This window comes from Pseudomonas sp. IT-196MI5 (genome assembly GCF_949767415.1).
Classification (GTDB): Bacteria; Pseudomonadota; Gammaproteobacteria; order Pseudomonadales; family Pseudomonadaceae; genus Aquipseudomonas.
Genome location: NZ_CATKPZ010000004.1, coordinates 33,326 through 52,551 on the forward strand (window position 1 = coordinate 33,326; position 19,226 = coordinate 52,551).

General features: G+C 61.2%; 17 protein-coding genes. All 17 read right to left on the bottom strand.

Annotated elements, in window-relative coordinates; translation table 11 throughout:
* Nucleotides 1-171: 171 nt before the first annotated feature.
* Nucleotides 172-921: a helix-turn-helix domain-containing protein gene (locus ACM6IK_RS02710; RefSeq protein ID WP_414873036.1), complete on the bottom strand. Its 750-nt coding sequence runs from the start codon at nt 919-921 to the stop codon at nt 172-174.
* 74 nt (nt 922-995) lie between these two features.
* A complete protein-coding gene (locus ACM6IK_RS02715; RefSeq protein ID WP_414873037.1) occupies nt 996-2,252 on the bottom strand; it encodes an FAD-dependent oxidoreductase in 1,257 nt (418 codons plus the stop codon).
* Complete coding sequence (locus ACM6IK_RS02720; protein ID WP_007994312.1) at nt 2,249-2,485, bottom strand: 2Fe-2S iron-sulfur cluster-binding protein; 237 nt, start codon at nt 2,483-2,485, stop codon at nt 2,249-2,251. Before ACM6IK_RS02720 ends, ACM6IK_RS02715 begins: the two co-directional genes overlap by 4 nt.
* Nucleotides 2,478-3,593 carry an NAD(P)/FAD-dependent oxidoreductase gene (locus ACM6IK_RS02725; RefSeq protein WP_414873038.1) on the bottom strand — a complete coding sequence of 372 codons (1,116 nt, stop codon included), beginning with the start codon at nt 3,591-3,593 and terminating at the stop codon, nt 2,478-2,480. The genes ACM6IK_RS02720 and ACM6IK_RS02725 overlap by 8 nt, the downstream gene beginning before the upstream one ends.
* Nucleotides 3,590-4,522 (bottom strand): 4-hydroxyproline epimerase, encoded by a 933-nt coding sequence (locus tag ACM6IK_RS02730; RefSeq protein WP_414873039.1) that lies wholly within the window; start codon nt 4,520-4,522, stop codon nt 3,590-3,592. Before ACM6IK_RS02730 ends, ACM6IK_RS02725 begins: the two co-directional genes overlap by 4 nt.
* Nucleotides 4,523-4,636: 114 nt before the next feature.
* Nucleotides 4,637-5,308, bottom strand: a complete 672-nt coding sequence (locus ACM6IK_RS02735; protein WP_414873040.1) for a GntR family transcriptional regulator — start codon at nt 5,306-5,308, stop codon at nt 4,637-4,639.
* Between the two features lie 170 nt (nt 5,309-5,478).
* Nucleotides 5,479-6,234 (bottom strand): ABC transporter ATP-binding protein, encoded by a 756-nt coding sequence (locus ACM6IK_RS02740; protein WP_414873041.1) that lies wholly within the window; start codon nt 6,232-6,234, stop codon nt 5,479-5,481.
* On the bottom strand, nt 6,228-7,289 hold the full coding sequence (locus tag ACM6IK_RS02745; RefSeq protein WP_414873042.1) for a FecCD family ABC transporter permease: 1,062 nt from the start codon (nt 7,287-7,289) through the stop codon (nt 6,228-6,230). Before ACM6IK_RS02745 ends, ACM6IK_RS02740 begins: the two co-directional genes overlap by 7 nt.
* Nucleotides 7,286-8,485 (bottom strand): ABC transporter substrate-binding protein, encoded by a 1,200-nt coding sequence (locus tag ACM6IK_RS02750; protein ID WP_414873043.1) that lies wholly within the window; start codon nt 8,483-8,485, stop codon nt 7,286-7,288. Before ACM6IK_RS02750 ends, ACM6IK_RS02745 begins: the two co-directional genes overlap by 4 nt.
* Nucleotides 8,486-8,548: 63 nt before the next feature.
* Nucleotides 8,549-10,963: a TonB-dependent siderophore receptor gene (locus tag ACM6IK_RS02755; protein WP_414873044.1), complete on the bottom strand. Its 2,415-nt coding sequence runs from the start codon at nt 10,961-10,963 to the stop codon at nt 8,549-8,551.
* Between the two features lie 97 nt (nt 10,964-11,060).
* A complete protein-coding gene (locus ACM6IK_RS02760; protein WP_414873045.1) occupies nt 11,061-12,038 on the bottom strand; it encodes a FecR domain-containing protein in 978 nt (325 codons plus the stop codon).
* On the bottom strand, nt 12,039-12,554 hold the full coding sequence (locus tag ACM6IK_RS02765) for a sigma-70 family RNA polymerase sigma factor (protein ID WP_414873046.1): 516 nt from the start codon (nt 12,552-12,554) through the stop codon (nt 12,039-12,041).
* Between the two features lie 85 nt (nt 12,555-12,639).
* Nucleotides 12,640-13,824, bottom strand: a complete 1,185-nt coding sequence (locus ACM6IK_RS02770) for an aminotransferase class V-fold PLP-dependent enzyme (RefSeq protein WP_414873047.1) — start codon at nt 13,822-13,824, stop codon at nt 12,640-12,642.
* Between the two features lie 15 nt (nt 13,825-13,839).
* Nucleotides 13,840-15,084 (bottom strand): MFS transporter, encoded by a 1,245-nt coding sequence (locus tag ACM6IK_RS02775; protein WP_414873048.1) that lies wholly within the window; start codon nt 15,082-15,084, stop codon nt 13,840-13,842.
* Nucleotides 15,085-15,097: 13 nt separating this feature from the next.
* A complete protein-coding gene (locus ACM6IK_RS02780) occupies nt 15,098-16,948 on the bottom strand; it encodes an IucA/IucC family protein (protein WP_414873049.1) in 1,851 nt (616 codons plus the stop codon).
* A 36-nt stretch (nt 16,949-16,984) separates the two neighbouring features.
* Nucleotides 16,985-18,145 carry an NAD/NADP octopine/nopaline dehydrogenase family protein gene (locus ACM6IK_RS02785; RefSeq protein WP_414873050.1) on the bottom strand — a complete coding sequence of 387 codons (1,161 nt, stop codon included), beginning with the start codon at nt 18,143-18,145 and terminating at the stop codon, nt 16,985-16,987.
* 28 nt (nt 18,146-18,173) lie between these two features.
* Nucleotides 18,174-19,217 carry a PLP-dependent cysteine synthase family protein gene (locus tag ACM6IK_RS02790; protein WP_414873051.1) on the bottom strand — a complete coding sequence of 348 codons (1,044 nt, stop codon included), beginning with the start codon at nt 19,215-19,217 and terminating at the stop codon, nt 18,174-18,176.
* Nucleotides 19,218-19,226 lie beyond the last annotated feature (9 nt).

A 19,226-nucleotide genomic window follows, 5' to 3' on the forward strand; every position in this document is an offset into this window, starting at 1 on the left:
CTGATTATCGGTTCATTGCAGGTTTTGTGGTGGATGGACTGGCCTCATCGTCGGAGCGCCGCCCGGAGCAAGCTCGCTCCCACAATTGACCGCGTGCGCAAGGTAAATGCGATCCCCTGTGGGAGCGAGCTTGCTCGCGATGAGGCCCGGAGAACACTCTTCATCTCCCGCCTAACGCTGATTATCGCGAAACTGACTCGGCGACAAACTGGTCAGCGCCCGAAACTGCCGGCTGAAGGCGCTGTGGTCGGTGTAACCACAGCGCAAGGCAATCTCGGTGATCGGCAACTCGGTGTGCAGCAACAACCGCGAACCTTCTTCCAGGCGCGCCTTGTGAATCATTTGCCGTGGGGTGAGCTGGAACACCCGTTTGCAGTGCCGCTCCAATTGCGCCACGGAATAGCCAGCGATGGCGGTCAGTTCGGCGAGGCTGATGGCGCGGGCGAAGTGACGGCGGATATGGGCATCCACGGCGGCGAGTTTCTGGAACGCCGGATGGTTCGACTGCGGCGATTGCAGGTCGCGGGAGATACCGGCCAGGCCCACGATTCGACCCTGTTCATCCTTCAAGGCGAGTTTGTGGGTCAGGCACCAGATCGGCTGATTGCCATAATACAAATGCAGCTCCAGCTGATCGGCCAGTTCGCGACCACTGGACAGCACTCGCCGATCCTGCTCGGTGTACAGCGGACCGAAGCGTTCCGGGAAAACCATTTCGGCGGTGCGCCCCAGCAGCTCGTCCCTGTGTTTGAAACCACAGCGCCGGGCCAGGGTCTGGTTGACGAAGGCGTAGCGGGCCTCGCAGTCCTTGATGAAAAACACCACGTCCGACAGGGTATCGAGCAACGGCGCGATGGGCTGAAGGCTATTCAGCAGCGTCGGCAGATCGCAAGGTTTAAAGGTGGTGAGCGAGGGATACATGGCGCTGGGGGTCTGAGGGTGACCCCCGGGATCATAGAGGCTCGGCAGCGTGGCCGAAACCCCTGGCGTGGTCGTCACGCTGGCGGGGTATCGTCCAGGGACATCAAGGTTTCGATCCGCGCCGGGCTGAAAGGGGGGCGCGGTGCTGAGGGCTGCCAACCAAACATATGCTGCACTGCGCCGCCACACACCCGGCCCTGGCAGGCGCCCATGCCGCAGCGACTGGCGAGTTTGGCTTCGCGCCAGTCAGAGTGCCCGGTCAATGCCGCGTAGGCCACGTCTTCGCAGCGGCAAACCAGGGTGTCGGGTTGGGCCAGGGACTTGAGTCGCGGGTCGAGGGCGAACGCGCTGTTCAGCGCCCTGGCGAAACCCTGCCAGCGCGCCCGGCGCGGCCACAATTGCCTGGCGGCTTGCAGATTGCCGACCGCTGCGTGGCCGGCAATCGCACCTTCCACCAAGGCCAGCTCACTGCCGCCGAACCCTGTGCATTCGCCCGCCGCATAATGGTCGGCGCGGTTGCTGGCCTGCCAGGTATCCACCGCGATGGCTCGATCTTCGATGGCGCAACCCAGTGCCTGACCCAACTGGATATTCGCAATCAACCCGAAACCACAGGCCAGCCGGTCACATTCCAACTCAACGATGTTGCCTTGTTGTTGCAGGCGCACGCCTTCCACTCGGTCGGTGCCAAGCGCCGCCAATACGTGGGTGGCGGTGCGGTAGTGGTGGTCGAACAGGCTGAACGATTGCAGCCATTTGCCGGGCCAGCGCGGCAGTTGCGCGGCGAAACCGGCGACGGCGCCGCGGCTGGCCTGTTCGGCGATGCGTTGCACTTGCGCGCCATGCTGTTTGGCGGTGGCGGCACTGGCCAGTAACAGCGGGCCGCTGCCGGCGATCACCACGCGCTCATTCTGCACCGGCAGACCGGCCTTGATCAGCGCCTGCAAACCACCCGCACCGGTGACACCCGGCAGGGTCCAGCCGGGGAAGGGCAGCAGCAATTCACGGGCGCCGGTGCACAGAATCAGTTTGTCGTAGCTGATCAACCAGCCGTGGTCGTCATCTTCCACCAGCAGTTGTTTCGCGCCGGGGTTGGCGATCACCCGGGTACCGGCGTGATGGCGGATGTTGTTGCACGACGCCAGACGCTCGCGCAGGCGCCGGGCCTGACCGGGCACGTTGGCTTGAGGTCCGTCGCGCCAGATTTGCCCGCCCGGCAGCGGGTTGTCGTCGAGCATGACAATGCGGGCGCCGCTGGGGGCGGCGGCAAGGGCGGCGCTCATCCCGGCAGGGCCAGCGCCAATGATCAACAGATCAGCGTATTCATTCATGGGCGAGTCTCCACCTGCATGCCGTCACGGCACAGGGTCTGGCAAGCCAGGCGACGCCGGCCATCGATGGTCACCCGGCATTCCTGACAAATGCCCATGCCGCACAGCGGCGCACGGCGCTGACCGCTGACTGAGGTGCGCGTGCAGCCGTCACTGGCCAACGCGAGGGCAGCGGCGACGCTGGTGCCTTCGGCGACTTTCAGGGCGTGGCCGTCCAGCAACAATTCAGGCATAGACCGGTTCTCCGAGAAAACGCTGGGGCAGATAAGGTTGTGCGGCCAGTGGCGGGGTTTCGTTGAACAGTTGCGCCACCAGTAAATCGGCGGTGCCGGGGGCGGTGGTTACGCCCAGTCCTTCGTGACCGACTGCCAGCCACAAGCCTTGACGTTGTGGATGTTGGCCCACCAGCGGCAAGCCGTCGGGGCTGGCGGCGCGCAAACCGGTCCAGGCACGGATGCCATTGAGCCGGGCCAGCCCCGGCATGTACTCGGCGGCACGCTTGAGCATTTTCGCGAGCATCCAGCCTTCGACCTGCGGGTCGGTGGTGCCGAATTGCCGCGAGGCGCCGATGAACAGTTGCCCGGTGGGGCGCGGCTGGATATTGCAGGCGGTCGACGGCCCCGTGGCGTTGTGGGCACTGGTGACGTAACCCAGTTCCACCAGCGTATGGGTGACGCTGCCGGGGTAGCGGTCAGTGATCAGCAAGTGGCCTTTTTTCGGCTCGATGGGCAATTCCGGGCACAGCTCGTTGGCTTGGATACCGTTGGCCAACACCACGGCATCGGCACTCAACCAGTGACCATCATCGAGGCAGACGCGGTTGCCATCGACCGCATTGACCCGTGCCCGGCGCTGGCGGATGTTCGGTGTTTCGAGCATCCATCCGGCCGTCGCCGGGGCGTATAGAATGCCGTCGCCATTGATCAGCAAACCGCCTTCCAGTCCTTCGCTCAGTTCCGGTTCGCGCTGGCGCAGGGCACTGGCGCCGATCAGTTCGCAAGCCACGCCCTGGGCTTGCAGGTTCAGGAATTTGCTGTGGGCCACCGCCATTTCTTCGGCATTCGCCGCCAGCCACAGCGTGCCGTTGCAGCGGTAGGCACAGCTGTCGGGCAGGTCCGCCCCCAGTTCGCGCCAGCGCTGCAATGAATATTGACTCAGGGCCAGTTCGGCGGGGTTGTCGTCGAGCACCAGCAAGTGGCCCATGCCGGCGGCGGTGGCGCCGTGCAGGCCGGCGTCCAGCACCAGCACCTGCAAGCCGCGACGGGCCAGCGCCTGGGCACAGGCGGCGCCGATAATGCCGGCGCCGATCACGATCACATCGGCCACCTGGCCCTCGTTCATGGACGAATGCCCCAGGCGAACGGGTCGTCCTGTTCGATGATCAGGCTCGCCTCGGCACTGATGAACGCACGACCACGAATGGTCGGCACGATGCGCTCACCCTGCAGTTCGTAGGAACCCTCGAACTCGCTGCCGATGACGCTGGCCTGGCGCCAGATCTGCCCCGGTTGCAACTTGTCGTCGGCCGCCAGGCATGCCAGTTTGGCACTGGTGCCGGTGCCGCAGGGCGAGCGGTCATAGGCTTTGCCGGGGCAGAGCACGAAGTTGCGGCTGTCGGCGTGATCGTCATCGGCGAACAACTCGACGTGATCGATCAAGCCGCCGTCTTCACCGCGAATGCCTTGGACCTCCAGCGCTTGCTGCACGGCGAAGGTGTAAGCGGTCAGCGCGTCGAGGTTGTCGCCAGCCACCCGCAGGCCATGCTCGGCAATCAGGAAAAACCAGTTGCCGCCCCAAGCGATATCACCGACCACCTGGCCGATGCCCGGCACCTGCACCGCCAGCGCCTTGCGATAACGGTAGGCCGGCACGTTGCGCACACTCACCGAATGGTCTTCGTGCAGGGTTGCCTGCACCGTGCCCACCGGCGTTTCTATGCTGTGTACGCCGGGGCCGATCTTGCCCAGGTGCGCCAACGACGCCACCAGGCCGATGGTGCCGTGGCCGCACATGCCCAGATAACCGGTGTTGTTGAAGAAAATCACCCCGGCACAGGCGCCAGGGTCCACTGGCGTGCAGAGCAGGGCGCCCACCAGTACGTCACTGCCCCGTGGCTCCAGCATACAGGCGGCGCGCCATTGATCATGCTGTTGGGCTAATACCTTGCGCCGTTCGGCCATGCTGCCGGTGCCCAGGTCAGGAAAGCCGGCGGTCACCAGGCGGGTCGGTTCGCCGCCGGTGTGGGAGTCGATCACTGAGATGCGTTTCATGGGAGGGCCACGTCCATTCGGTTGAGTGAACGCAAGAGTGGCCCGTGCGGCGGGGTGTCGGCTTGATGGATTTAGTCTGTGTCGATGACGAAATCGGCACAGCATCCGTTGCTGTCAGTGGCTGTGGGGCAGGTGTTCGAACAGGGTCGTGCAGACGCCGGCAATGTGCTCGTCCAGAAGCTTCACCGCCAGGTCCACATCCCCGGCGCGGCAGGCCGCCAGGATCTCGCGGTGTTCGTGATCGGCCCGTTCCTTACCGGCCGACAAGCTCATCTGCATGCGTAGATAACGCTCCAGCTTGTCGTTGACCGAACGGATCAGACTCACCAGAAACGGTCGCTGCGCCGGCTCGTACAGGCAGGCATGCAGCTCCCAGTTGAGCTCGGCCCAGCGCCCCACGTCGTCCTCGCCGATGAACTCCTGACAGATGCGCTCGGCACGGGTGAAGGTCTCTTCGGTCATGTTCGGAATGGCCAGGCGCAGAATCTTGTCCTCCAGCAACATCCGCACTTCGAACATCTGCGCCAGTTCCGCATCGGAAACCCGCGTGACCATCGCCCCGCGATTGCGCTGGAACATCACCAACCCTTCGGCCTCCAGCCGCTTGAGGGCTTCGCGCACCGGGATCTTGCTGACATTGAACTGGCGGGCGATGTCGTCCTGGCGGATCGGCTCATCCTCGGCAAAATGCCCGGCGACAATCGCATCCCGCAGATGGCGGGTGATGATTTCCGAAGTCGAAGGCGTGTTACCAAGGTCGGGTGCGTTGAGTTTGGGTAGTTTCACGGCGGCGGTCATTTGGAGTGAGATAGCGCTAGGGTATACGAAATTCTTTTGCTGATCTTCCCCGGTTCGACGTCGATGCACCCGATGTCGGTCATGCAACCCAACAACATAGTGCAGAATCAGTACCACCGTCGTGAACACCGGGTGCTCCGGGGTGATCATTCAAGCCATCAAACAATATCGTCAATCACGATATGCCGTTGCCCACGACTGCACAGCTCAATCCGAGCCTCAACCTTATAGACGCTACGCAGCATCGATTCGGTAATCACCTCGTGACTCGGGCCGCTGCCTTGCGTGGTGCCGTCGGCAATCACCAGAACCTGATCGGCGAAACGCAGTGCCTGATTCAGGTCGTGGATGGCGATGAACACAATGACCTCGCGTTTTCGGGCCAGGCTGCGCATGAAGTTCAGCACCTGAACCTGCCGATGCATGTCGAGGGCGCTAGTCGGTTCGTCCATCAGCAGTATTTCCGGTTCGCGCACCAGGGTTTGTGCGATGGACACCAACTGTTGCTGACCGCCGCTGAGTTCACCAAGGTTGCGAAAGGACAATCCGGTGATGCCCAGCGCCGCGAGAATCTCATCGACCAGTTTCAATTCATCATGGTGAACGATCCAGCCCGGCGTCAGTTGCTTGCGCGCCAGCAGCACCGACTCGTACACCGTCAACCGGGCGCTGGCATTCAGACCCTGGGGCATGTAGCTGATGCCCGTCGGGCCTCTTTTCGACTCTTGCAAGATCACCTGTCCGGGGCCGTCGATCAGTCCGGCCATGCGCTTGAACAGAGTCGATTTGCCGGCAGCGTTGGGCCCGACTACGGCGACCACCTGACCGCCGAAAAACGTCGCCGTCGAGACATCACGAATGATCTCGCGCTGGCCGTAGCGGGCACCGAGATTCTCCAGCTGCAGTTTCACCATGAGTTTTTCTTCCCGCCGAGAATCAGAGATATGAAGAACGGTACGCCGATCAGCGACGTGACCACGCCGATGGGGAATATCGCGCCGGGGATCAGGGTTTTGCTGACCACGGAGCTGGCTGACAGAATCAACGAGCCGGTCAGCAAGGAGGCTGGCAGGAAAAACCGCTGGTCCTCACCGATCAGCATACGGGCGATGTGCGGACCGACTAGCCCGATGAAACCGATTGTGCCGACAAACGCCACGGGAAAGGAGGCGAGCAGGCTGACCATGATCAGCGTCTGAAAGCGCAGGCTGCGTACGTTGATGCCGAAACTGGCGGCCTTGTCGTCGCCCAGGCGCAGGGCGGTCAGGGCCCAGGCGCGTTTGGCGAATATCGGCAGGGTGATCAGGATCACCAGACAGATAATGCCGAGTTTCGGCCACGTAGCTTTGGTCAGGCTACCCATGGTCCAGAACACCACGGCGGCCACGGCTTGTTCGGTGGCGAAGAACTGCACCAGCGCCAACAGCGCATTGAAGGTGAACACCAGCGCTATACCGAGCAACACGATGGTTTCGGCGGTGACGCCGCGACGCATGCTCAGAAAGTGGATCAGCAGCGCCGACAGCATGGCCATGATGAACGCGTTCAGCGGCACCATGAATTGCGCCGCCAGCGGGAACAGCGCGACGCCGAATGCCAAACCCAACGCTGCGCCGAAGCTGGCGGCGGCGGAAATACCCAGGGTGAATGGGCTGGCCAACGGGTTGTTGAGGATCGTCTGCATCTGCGCGCCGGCCAGTGACAACGCGGCGCCAACGGCAACCGCCATTAAAGCGACCGGCAAGCGGATATCCCACATCACCACGCGCACCTGCGGTAAAGCGCTGTCCGGCGAAAACAGTGCGCCGAGCACTTCGCTGAGGCTGTAGTTCGCCGGCCCCAGGGCCAGATCGAGCAGCACGCTGCACATCAACAGAATGACCAGCCCGGAAAGAATCAAGCGTTTACGCAGCACCAGACGACGGTAGGTTTCGCGCTGCACAACCACGGTGTCGGTCAATGAGCTCATGGCTTGACCTCGGGTTGGCGCAGGCTGACAAAGTAGCCTGACTCATACGGCACCGGCAGGAAGCGCCGATGCAGTTCGCGAAATGACGCGTCCGGATCAAGATCGGCAAACAGCTCCGGATGGAACCATTTCGCCATTTGCTGAATGGCGACGAATTGGTAGGGACTGTTGTAGAACTGATGCCAGATGGCATGGAAGGCGTGATTGTCCTGGGCCTTGATGCCGGCATAGGCCGGACGCTGGGTGTACCACGCGAGTTTTTTCCTGGCTTCTGTCATGTCCGCGCCCGGACCGACGCCAACCCAGTGGCCGCCGGGGGCAAAAGCTTCCCAGTTGGCGGTGGTGACCACTACGTGCGCAGGATTGGCAACGACGACTTGCTCGGGGTTCAACTGGCCGAACGTGGTCGCAATGATGCGGCGGGCAATGTTGTCGCCACCGGCCATATCGACGAACAGGCCAAAGTTCTCGTTGCCGAAACTCAGGCAGCAATCATCGGTGTAGCCGCCGATGCGCTCAATGAACACGCTGGGGCGGGGCGGGTGTTGTTTCTCGATGATGTCGGTGACGCGATGAATCTGCTGGTTGCGGAAATCGATAAAGGCTTCTGCGCGTTGTTCCTTGCCAAACAATTGGCCGAACAGGCGCATGGTCGGCTCGGTGTTCTGGATCGGATTGTTGCGAAAATCGACGTACACCACCGGGATGCCCAGGGCGTCGAGCTTTTCGATGTAGCGCGCATCTTCTGTGGCGTGCTGCGCCTCGATGTTGAGGATGATCACGTCCGGGCGCTGCGAGATGGCCTGCTCGATGTCGAAAGTACCGTCCTCAAACCCGCCGAAGGTGGGGATTTTGGCGATGCCGGGGAATTTGCGCAGGTAGGCGTTGTAGGTGTCCGGGTCCGACTGGATCAGATCCTTGCGCCAGCCGACGATGCGCTCGATCGGGTTTTGTGTGTCGAGGGCGGCGACCAGATACAACTGCCGGCCTTCACCGAGGATGACCCGTCTGACCGGCAAATGAACCTTGACCTTGCGCCCCAGTAAATCGGTCACCTCGGTGCGCGCCGTATCCGCATCCGCATCCGCATCCGCTTCGGTGGCGTTGGCACTGCGTGGCGCCAGGGAAAACAGGCTCAGCAGTCCTGCCAGTAACAGCGCAGCAAAAGCGTAGCTGCGTCGATCAAAAGTCACCATGGTCAAAGCCTTTTGCAAAAGTCAGGTCGGCCAACGGTTCACACCGCCACCCGGCTGAACGTTTCAGAAATCGACAGTCGCCGACAGTAATAAGGTGCGCGGTGAACCTTGGGAGAACGCGCCATAAGAGGCGACGCCCGACCAGTATTCGTGGTCGAACACGTTCTGCACGGTGGCGCGGAACGTGGTCGGTCGTTCATCGATGCGGGTGGTGTAGCGTGCGCCGACATCGAAACGGGTCCAGTCATCCAGTTTTTGCGTGTTGGCCTGATTCACGTACTGGCTGCCGGTGTGGATAGCGCCACCGGTCAGCGTCAGGCCTTCGACCCACGAGGTGTCCCATTCGGCCCAGAGGTTGGCCTGAACTTCGGGTACGCCGACCGGTTTATTGCCACGGTTGGCGGCCACGCCGGTTTTGATCAGTTCGGCATTGAGCAGGGTTACACCACCGAGCACACGAGTGCCCGGAGTGACTTCGCCGAATACATTCAGCTCCAGCCCGCGATTGCGTTGTTCGCCCTGGACCGAAAACACCCCGCAGGTCAGTTCGCCGCTGGGTTTGGTGATCTGAAACAGGCTGAGGGTGGAGGTGAAGGTGCCGTAGTCGGCCTTGACCCCGAGTTCATGCTGGCGGGAAACGTAAGGGGCGAAAATTTCGCCGGCATTGGAAGCGGTGGAGGGCGCGATGTCGCCTTTGCTCAGGCCTTCAATGTAGTTGTAGTAGAGCGAAATGTGATCCCGGGGCTTGAGCACTGCGCCGAACAACGGTGTGGTTCGGCCGTCATCGTAGGACGTGGTGACGACGCCGGACGCATTGTAGTTGTCGGATTTGATGTTCTGTTTGCGCATGCCGAGGGTCATCTGTGCACGGTCATCCAGAATCGACAGCGTGTCAGCCAGCGCCACGCCGGTCAGTTCGCTCTCGGACACTTTTAGCGTGTCCGGCTTGGGGATGTAAGGCTTCGGGTGATCCACCGGGTGGTAAATATTGGAGAGGATCGGCGCGCCGGAAATGATCCCGCGAGACAACACGTCGCGGTAACGACTGACCTGCAAAGCCGTGCGATGACTGATCGGCCCGGTGTCGAAACGCAGGCGCGCACCGGCGTCGACGGTGTAACGCTCGACTTCGAACTTGTAGTAACCGGGGATCGACGAGGTGTCGCCAGCGGCGTTGATAATGGTCGGGGTCTGGTCGGACATCCGCGCAACATCCGATTTGCTGCCGCCCGTGTGGGCGAACACGGTCAGGGTGTCGCTGAGGTCGTATTCGCCGCTGAGCAACGCCGATTTGTCACGGGTTGTCGACCAACCCCAATCCTGACTGACATTGGTTCGGCCGTTGGCGGCCGAGGGAATGTCCACGCCCGAAGCGATCAGAAACGGTCGTGAGGCAGCGTCGAAGCTTTCTTTCTGGTTGAGCCAATCAAAGGTGGTGCGCAGGCGTTCTCCCTGATAATCGAGGGAAATGGCGCCGATATCGACATGGCGCGATTGATCGTCGATCACCGTATCTCCCCGTTGTGTGCTGCCATTGATGCGCACGCCGAAGCGGCGTTCTTCACCGAAACGCCGACTGACATCGAGGTGTCCACCGAGCTGCGAGTCCATGGCGTAACTGGCGGTGAAACGCGTCAGGTCTTCATCGAGGGAGCGCTTGGGCACCACGTTGATGACGCCGCCGACCGCGTTGTTGGGTGACATGCCATAGAGCAGGGCACCGGGGCCTTTGACCAGTTCGATACGCTCGGCGTATTCGGTGAACACCCGGTAGTTGGGCGCCACGCCGTACACACCGTCGAATGCCAGTTCCCCCAAATTGCCTTCGCCGACAGGAAAGCCACGGATGAAGAACGAGTCGACAATCCCCCCGGTCTGGCCAGTGGAGCGTACCGATGAATCGCGCTCCAGCACGTCGCCGACGGTGACTGCCTGTTGATCCTTGATCAGTGCCGAAGTGTAGGTGCTGACGCTGAAAGGCGCGTCCATCACATCGGTATTGCCCAGAATGCCCAATCGCCCGCCGTTGGCCACCTGGCCGCCGGCATACACCTGCGGCAAAGAATCGGCGCGCTTTTGAGTGCCGATGACAGCCGTTTCATCCAGTGTCACCCGGCGCGGGACCAGTGTGTAGCTGCCGTCGCTGCGCAAAACCATGTCCAGGCCACTGCCTTCCAGCAAACGATTGGCCGCCTCCTGGGTAGAGAAATTGCCGATCAGCGCAGGACTGGTCAGGCCTTCGGGCAACGATGGCTGGAACGACAGAGCAATGCCGGCGTCCACCGCGAAGCTAGACAGAGTGGCACCGAGTGGCCCGGCGGGGATGTTGTAGGCGCGGACTGCGACAGAGTCCAGTTGCACCGGCTCGACGGCCAAGGCAAACGGGCAAACGGCACCGATCAGGACAAGGCTTAGCAACGCACTGCGAACAACTGGTTTGAACTGACGATCCGGGCGCAGGAGGCGTGCAGCAAGCATGGATGAATGAGCCTATGAACAGGACGCAAAAGTGTTTCTCCCCTGTAGCCAGTCGAGATCAAAAAAAGTATCAGCGGTTCGGCAAATATTTTTTGATTCAGGCCGGGGAGAGCATGACCCAGTAGCCATTCAAATGGCCGCTGACGAGAATCGGGTAGGTTTGCGCCAGCATGTTCAACGTGCGCTGGCTGTCGCTGATGGGGTAGGCCCCGGAAATGCGCAGATCGGCAAGCGCCGGATCGAGACGCACGAAGCCACGGCGATAGCGCGCCAGTTCGGCGACGAAATCGGCCAGGCGCATTTTGTCCGCCATCAGCATGCCTTGGGTCCAGGCGCCGACGTAGCGGTCGGCGACGCTGAGCTGGCCAAACGTGTGGGAAGAAAAGGCGGTGCGTTGACCGGCATTGACGATCGGCGGTGTGCTTTCGCAATTTTCCGCGAGTTCGACTTTCACCGCGCCTTCCAGCACGGCAAGGTGAGTGCGAGGTTGCAGTTCTCGAACGGTAAACCGCGTCCCTAGTGCCTGCATGCGGCCCTGACGGGTGCTGACCAGAAAGGGGCGGGCCATCGGGGAAATGTCCGGTGCGGTTTTCACCAGTATCTCGCCTTCGCGCAGGTGGATGAGGCGTTGATTGGCGTCGAACAGCACGTCGATGGCGGTGTCGGTGTTCAAGGTGATTTTCGAGCCATCGGCCAGAGTCAGTTCGCGCTGCTGACCGACGGCCGTGTGATAGTCGGCGGTCCACTGCTGCGATTCGGCCAGTTTCCAGCTGCCCCAACCGGCTGGCAGGATCGCCAGAATCATCGCCAGTTTGCCCAGCGCCGCGCGCCGTTCCGAGCTGCTTGGGCGATCGAGTGCCGACATGGCCAGTGACGGTGGCAAGCCGCCGAGTTTGGTCTGCAACAACTGCGCGCGCGACCAGGCTCTGCTGCGTTCGGGCGTGCTGACTTTCCAGCACTCCCATTCGGCACGTTCGGTGTCACTGAGTTCGCTTTCACTCATGCGGATCAACCAGTCGGCCGCTTCTTCAAGGGCCTGGTGGTCGAGGTGCGGTTCATTGCGCCGTGCGAGCATTCATTCCACCAGCAACAGGCACTGCACGAAGGCTTGCTTCATGTAGCGTTTGACGGTGATCAGCGAGACGCCCAATTGCTCTGCGATGTCGTCGTATTTCAGGCTGCTGATCTGCGACAGCAGGAATGCGCGTTTGACCAGCGGTGGCAGGGCGTCGAGCATCGCGTCGATTTCGTGCAGGGTCTCCAGCACCATGAAACGCAGTTCCGGCGAAGGCACTTGCGGCGCGGGCACATGAGCGAGGGCATCGAGGTAGGCGCGTTCCAGTGCCTTGCGCTGATACCAGTTGACCAGAATGCCTTTGGCCACGCAGCTCAGGTACGCGCGAGGTTGCTCGATGACGGTGACCCGGGACGCGAGGATGCGGGTGAAGGTGTCCTGCGCCAGATCCGCCGCATCCATGGCGTTACCCAGTTTTTTCCTCAGCGTCGCGTACAGCCAGCCGTGATGGCCGCTGTACAGGGCTTCGATCGCGCGCAGGTGATTGTCATTATTCGCGGGAAGGGTTTCGCTCATGGCTGCAGGTTTTTATGCAATTGAGAAGTATTCCCAATGCTAGTTTACAAACCCGCTGCGACGCAAGCGCCGATTGTTGTCCTGTTCAGACTCGCGGCTGACGGCGCAGCGCAGCAATCATCGTGTCGATTTCCGCCTCGGTGTTGTACGCATGCAGCGACGCGCGGCTGACCTCCAGCAAGTCTCTGTGCTGCATGTCGAGCAGGGTTGAGCGGAACGTCGAGGTGATGACGTTGATGCGTTTTTCCTGACGGGCCAGCCACTGCTGAACCTGCGCGGCGCTGCTATTGCAATGAGTGAAGGTAACGATGCCGGATTTGACCGCCCCCAGGTCTCGCGGGGTCACGCCCGGGATATCTGCCAGTCGCTGGCGCAGATAATCCGCCAGATGCTGAATCCGCAGCCACATCGGTTCGATGCCTTGGGCCAGTGTGTATTCCACCGCTGCCCCGAGGCCCAGTTTGGCGGCGACATTACACTCCCAGTTTTCGAAACGCCGTGCATCGGGGCGGATTTTGAACGCGTCCGCGGTTTGCAAAGACGCTGCATGCAGGTCGAGAAACGCTGGCTCCAGGTTCTGGCACAGCGATCTTTCGACATACAAAAATCCCATCCCTCTCGGTCCGCGCAAGTATTTGCGGCTGGTAGCGGCGAGCATGTGGCAACCGATTTTCTGCACATCGATCGGCATCTGCCCAACCCCCTGGCAAGCATCGAGCAAAAACAGCACACCGGCCGTGCGGGCGAGGGCGCCGATCTGCTCGATGGGTTGCACCGGCCCGCCGTTGGTGGCGATCACGGGCAGGGAGATCAGCGCAACCCGATCATCGTCGAGCATATCCTTGAGCGCCGATAACGAGACCTGGCCGTGCTCATCGTTGGGAATGACGCGAATCTCGATGCCGCGCTGCTGCTTCAATTGCAGATAAGGAATGTAGTTGCCGGCGTACTCGGTAGTCGACGTCAGCACCACATCGCCGGGTTGCAGCGGCAATGAGTAGAACGCCATGTCCCAGGCGCGTGTCGCGTTTTCGATCACCGCGATTTCATCGGGTTGCGCGTTGATCAGGCGCGCGATGGCGCCATAGACATTGTCCACTTCGGCCGATTGCTGCCCGGCCGCTTCATACCCGCCAAGACTCGCTTCAAGCTGAATGTGGCGGGTCATGGTTTCGATCACCGGCGCGGGCATCAGCGCCGCGCCGGCATTGTTGAAGTGGATCAGTTGCGCGACGGCGGGTGTGTCGGCACGCAGTTGTTCAATGTTCAAAAGCTGACTCCTTGATCAATCCCCGGGCGGGGCAGGACTCGGTTGCATCACCGCAGGCCAGTAACGCAGCGCAACAATCGGGATCAGCGCCACGACGTAGGCCAGGCAAACGAACAGATAGGAGTACTGCAAACCGTAGACCTGATTGAGCAGACCACCGGCTGAGATCCCTGCAATCGAGGCAAATTGCGCGGTGCCCTGAGCGATTCCCAGCACATGGCCTTGCTGCGAGCTGTCGGCGGTTTTCGATATCAGCGCCATCAACACCGGCGTGGTCGCACCCAGCAATACGCCCCAGATAAAGTAGACGATGACGAACACCACCGGATTACGGGTGACGCCCGCCACGGCGGTGAGGACGATGCAGCCGATGACGACGTAGGTCATGCGCTGCAAAGTGTCTTGCTGGCCACGGTGTTCGAAATAACGCGACCACGCAGTGGCCGACAGAATGAAACCCAGCGCCAGCAAGCCGTAGCACAGACCGACCACTGAATTGCTGACCTCGAACACCGAGCTGACATACAGCGAGAACGACGTCTGCGGCAGCATCCGCGCCAGCAACAGAATGCCCATCACGCCGAGCAGCGACAGCAACGGCGAACCTTGCCAGAGGCTGCCGGAACGGCTGGTCGGGGCGGTCTTGTCCGCGACCACTGCTTTCTTCACCGGCGGCACATCCGGCAAGGTCACGGCGGCGATCACGGTGCACACCGCACACAACGCCGAGGCGATGATGTTGATCCAGAAGAACGTCGCGTAATCGAGGATCAAACCACCGACTACCGCACCCAGCAGTGAGCCGACGTTGGTCGAGATTTGCAGAATGGCGAACAGCCGCGCCCGTCGCGAAGGCGCTTCAATGCTGACGCCATACGCCTGCGCCGGAGCGATGTAGCCGGCGAACGCGCCTTGCAGGAAACGCAGGGCCAGAATGACCCAGATGTCAGTGAAGAGGGCCAGCCCAAGCTGGGTCAAAGACAAACCGGCGAGGGCACGGATCATCATCAACTTGTGGCCGTAGCGATCACCGATACGGCCCCAGAATGCACTGGTCAGAATAATGCCCAGCATCGGCCCGACGTACACGGCGATGCTGGCGAAGCTGAAAACCGACTCCGAAGTCGTCAGCCCACGCAGGTGGACAGGCCAGAACGGCCCGCTCATTTCCATCGCCCCCATCGACACCAACTGGATCGCAAATAGAAGATAAATCAGGATTCGTACTCTTGAACCCTGGATGACACCTGCATGGGACATGAGTCAGCCTCGGTTAAGCGCTAGCGAGCGGGTTGGTCAGGGTGTGTTGCAAACGATAGTTGCTGTACTGCATCAAGTGCATGCGCAACAACGACCGGGTCGGCCATGGATCTTCGACGAACGCCTTGTGCTCGGTTTCCCACACTGCAGGCGAGACACGATCGCGCACGGCCTCGAAGGCAAGGTCGGTTTCCTCGCGCAAGACTTGCCACAGCCGTGTGTTGTTCAAGCCGTACTCCCTGGTCAGCCAGAGGGTTATCTCGTGCAGATGCGTGAGGAACGCCGCGTCCAGCACAAACATGCGCACCGGCTCGATATCACCGCAGAACACCGTCGGCAGGATACCCGGCTGAACATGCGGTTGCAGGCTGTAGCCACGTTCTTCCAGCAATGGCGCGTAGGTGCGGCCATCGCCGAAATCGCGGATCAGCAGGCGACGTGCTTTGCCGTCGGGGGAGAACAGCACCATGGTGTTTTGCTGGTGGGCTTCGAGGCCGATGCCGTACATCAAATAGATCGCCACCACCGGGTGGGTGACCACTTTGGCGTACTCGCGGAACCAGCTCTCGACCTGTGCTGCATTGGCCCGCACGCCATCACGCTCGATCAGATCGGTGAACAACGGCCGATCGCTGCCGGGCAAACGAGTGAACAGCGAGGCCACGGTAATCGGCAGGCAATCGTCATTGCGTTCGAACGCTGGCGCACTGGCGCGATAGACCACGGACAAATGACGGCCCGGATGATCGTCCTGGGTGACCGCGTTTTTGTAACGCACACCGATTTCTTCCGGGAAGATTTCCAGGCGCTGATCGAAGCCGTTTTCGGCCTCCAGAATCTTGGTGATCACCGTGCTGATGCGCGGCCCCATGTGAATCGATTTGGCTTGCAGGCTGCGCAGCTCGCTGGTCATCCATACGGCAATTGGCAATTTGATCAGCGGCGCACATTCGTCCAGCACCGGCATCATCGTGCGGTAGGACATGGTCGGCAGGGTTGGGATGTCCGGGCCGTCGGTGATCAGGATGCCTTCTTCGATTTGTGCCGCGAAGGTCTTCAGCACATAGGCCTGCAAGTGCCAGGCGTGAATCGGCAGCGGCAGCCACTCGGTTTCGTCCAGGCCCTTGCTGTTGAGCGAGGCTTTCCATTGTTCCCATTGCGCCGCAAAGTTGCCAGCGAACCAGTCGTGGTAATTGGTCACGTGAGGCATGCTTTCACTTTTTGCGTTGTCGGCGCGCAACGCGGCGATGCGCAGCGGCACCTGCGCGTTGAACTCGGGCGACAGTTGCTCGACTTCCTCATCGGTCAGACCCGGCCGGGCTTTCCACGTCGGGTAGTACGGATGGCCTTCCAGTGAACCCCACTGGTCGAGCAGGATCGCGGCGTCCTTGGTCTTGGCGTGCTGGCGCAGGTAGTCAGTGAAGCTGTTGAGCCCTTGATCCTTGGCGGCCTGTTGCAGTCGGGCGTTCCATTGCTGGCGATGCTGACGGGCGTGAGCGTCGTTGGTCAGGCTGTTTTCCATGTCGGATTTGAGCCCGGCCACGCCTTCGTCAGTCGGTTCGAAGTCGAAGCTGTCGCGCAGCACATCCAGCACGTCCTGATGGCTGGTGATGACCCGGCGCACACCTTCGTCGGTCACCAGCACCACGTCACCGTCATTGACCACCGTGTCGGCCGGGCCTTTGGCGATGTCGGAAAAAGCCAGGTGGGCGCGGCCGCCCTTGAGCGGGTAAGTGGCCTGGTTGCCCTCGACGGAAAAGCTCAGGGCCGAACGGTCGAGGATGTTTTCCGCAAAAAGGCAGCGAACCAAGCGGCGCATGACGTTTTTGCGGGAGTAAGCGATCAGTGTCTTGAAGTCATCCATATCAGCGGTCTGCTCGTCGAAAATTGAATAAAGAGATCAAGCGGCGGCGCTTGTCGTGTGTGGCCAGTGGCTCGGGAAGTAATCGAGCGCCGAGTCGCGCAGGCCTTGCATGTAGGCCACGCTCCACTGAAGGACTTCCTCGATATACGGCACCTTGAGGTCGAATCGTTTGGCCATTTCCACCAGCAGCACCAGGCCGTAGGCGACGTCTTCGTTGAAGGCCCGGCTCTCGCGCTCGATCACGTAACCGGCGCGGTTGCCGGCGGCTTTTACCATCGGCGCGAGGATGTCGTTGTAGGCCTGATTGGTGCGCAGGATCGACAGCATGCTGCTCTGGTCGCGGATCTGCTCGCCGTAGGCCTCGACGATTTCCTGTTTCAGGGATTTCACCGAGGACAGGTCGATGCCCAGTCGCTGGCTGATCACTGCGCACAAGTCCTGACTTTCCTGATCCATGCGTTCGAGGAAGTAAGCGCCCAGTTCCGGGCACTCGGTCCACCAGCACATGCGTTGCGGGAAGATCTTGCGATGCCACTGGCCGTACGGGCCGATGAGGCCGTAGATCACCGAGCTGTGCATGATCGGGTTACCCGGCGTCAGGGTGATCTCGAGATAGTGGTCGAGCATCGTCACGCACGGGCCGTACAACCGCGTCAGGATTTCCTCCAGTTGCTGACTGGACGCCTGCGACTCGCGGGCATGGGTTGCTACATATAACTGGCTTTTGCTGCCGCCCATTTTGATCGAGCGCCCCGGTGTCAGCTCGAACGCAGTATGCGGAACATCCTTCATGCCCCAGATCACTACATTCGGCCGATCGGGCAGGGTGGCTTCAGCCAGCCAGTCGAAACCGCAAAATCCCGGAATCGCTCCGACGTAAACCGGTTTGCTTGTGCTCAGATGCGGCGCAATGGCCTTCAGCGTTTGCGGTCGGGCATGGGCGGGCACGGTGATGATGACGATGTCGGCATCTTCCACCGCCGCTTTTGCATCGCCGGTTACCCGATCCAGCCAGGCACTCAGGGTCGAGCCATCGGGCAGCGAGGCTTGCATCGGCGTGTGACGGGCGTGCTGTTCGATGACCTGCGGATTATGGGTGTGCATCGAAACCTGAACGTTGGGCAGCTGCTTGAACAGGATGGCGTTGAGATGGCCGGTCCTGCCGCCACCACAGATGGCGACTTTCAACAGATTCATCGAGAGGCGTTCCTGTGTGATGGGTGAGTCATGCGACGTTCAGTTGCAGCGGCGCGGAAACGGATTCCAGCCATTGGACCTTGCCCAGCCAGGCATCCAGTTGCGGTGCGATGCTCGGGTCGATCAGGTCGCGCTCTTGCAGCCATTTATCGTCGAACACGGTGTGCAGGTATTTTTCGCCGCCGTCGGCAATCGGCACAACTACGCTGCCGGTCAGTACGCCTTTGTGGATCAGCTCCAGCGCCTTGAAAATCGCACCACCGGTCGAGCCTCCGACCAGCAGGGCGAAGTTACGCGCGATGTAGCGGGCCGTTTCGAACGCCTGAGAGTCGGTGACCTGCACACCCAGATCGATGCAGCTGTAGTCGAGCACCAGGCCGACGGTGTCACCGGCCGGCGTACCGGTACCGGATTGGTAGTAGGGATAGCCGGGGTGGCCGAAGACGATCGAACCGGCGGGTTCCACCGCGACGGTCACGGTGTCCGGGTTGTGCACTTTCAAGCCACGAGCGATACCGGTCATCGAACCGCCGGTGCCGACACAACCAACGTAAGCGCCGATAACGCCTTCAGCCTGAGCAATGGTTTCGCGGACGAAATCACTGTAGCCGCCGGCATTGGCTGCGTTGTCGGACTGGTTCATGAACACAGCCCCGGGGATCTCGGCCGCCAGTTCGGCTGCCATACGCTGGCGCTCGACCACCGCGACTTCATCTTCGCGATACGTACCTTTGACGAAACGAATGTCGGCCCCCAGCGCCTTCATCACCGCGATCTTGTCTTGCGCCGCGTGATGGTCGACCACAGCGATAAAGTGCAGGCCGAATTCGACCGCTGCCATGGCCAAGCCAATCCCGGTGTTGCCGGAGGACGACTCGACGACCACGCCGCCGGGTTTCAATCGACCGGACTTGAGCGCAGCCAATACCATGTTGCGCGCCATACGGTCTTTGATACTGCCGCCGGGATTGTTTTTTTCAATCTTCAACAACAAACGGGCGTTGGCGTCCGGAACATCAATGCCCAACATCGGTGTATTACCAATAAGGTCAGATACTTTATTCAAGATCATTTCAATTGT